We start from the raw sequence: 898 nt of genomic DNA on the forward strand, positions 1-898 counted from the left end.
GCGCCAGGACCCGCTCCCGGCGGGTCCCGGCCCGGCGCGAAGGCGGCCCCGCGGCGGCGTAACGCTGCCAGCGGCCACGTTCGGCCGCGGGAAAGGCAGCGAGCGGTTCGTACACCCGCAGATACGCCGCGGGGGAGACGACGGGCACCTCAGGACCCACTTACCGCGCGCGATCCGACCGACGACACCCACGCGGATGCCCTGGATCCTGGCATGCCTCGATCCTGGCACGTCCGCACACAAGCCGTCCGGCCTACCGGCGCCGTAGGGTTCGCCAGGACACGATCTGCGGGCCCTGGGCGCGGCGCGGGGTGGTTCGGCCCGCGCGCGGGATCAGGGCGGTGGGGGCCACGGGCCCCACGGAGGCCCCCAGAAGGCCCCCAGAAGGCCCCGAGGAGAGAGGTGCGCCATGTCGTCCCTGTTCAGGTCGTCCCTGTTCAGCGCCGTTTGTGACCATGAGCAGGTGCTGTTGTGCTCGGACCGTCCCTCGGGTCTTCACGCGATCATCGCCATCTACTCGACGGCGCTGGGGCCGTCGCTGGGCGGTACCCGCTTCCACCCCTACGCCGACGAGGAAGTCGCGTTGGCGGACGCCCTCGCCCTGTCCCGGGCGATGGCCTACAAGGCCGCCTGCGCCGGGCTGGACCTCGGCGGCGGCAAGGCCGTCATCATCGGTGATCCGGCCGTCGCGAAGTCGGAGCCACTGCTGCGCGCCTTCGGCCGCCATGTCGCATCATTGGGCGGCCGATACATCACCGCTTGCGACGTCGGTACCTACGTGGCGGACATGGACGTCATCGCCCGGGAAACCCGGTGGATAACCGGACGGTCACCGGCGCACGGCGGTTCGGGCGACTCCGGCGTGCTGACCGCCTACGGGGTCTTCGAGGGCATGCGC

Annotated in this window: 2 protein-coding genes; one reads left to right on the forward strand and one right to left on the reverse strand. The window is 71.8% G+C overall.

The annotated features are described in order from the left end of the window. Positions 1–160, reverse strand: a 160-nt coding sequence (locus AC08ON_RS11070; RefSeq protein WP_476616914.1) for a DUF8083 family protein, incomplete at its 3' end; no start/stop codon positions are given. 249 nt (positions 161–409) lie between these two features. On the opposite strand from AC08ON_RS11070, the gene AC08ON_RS11075 reads away from it, so the two are divergent. Further along, on the forward strand, positions 410–898 hold a 489-nt coding region (locus tag AC08ON_RS11075), incomplete at its 3' end, for a Glu/Leu/Phe/Val dehydrogenase dimerization domain-containing protein (protein ID WP_476616911.1).

This window comes from Frankia sp. CoWAU3, from assembly GCF_977971855.1.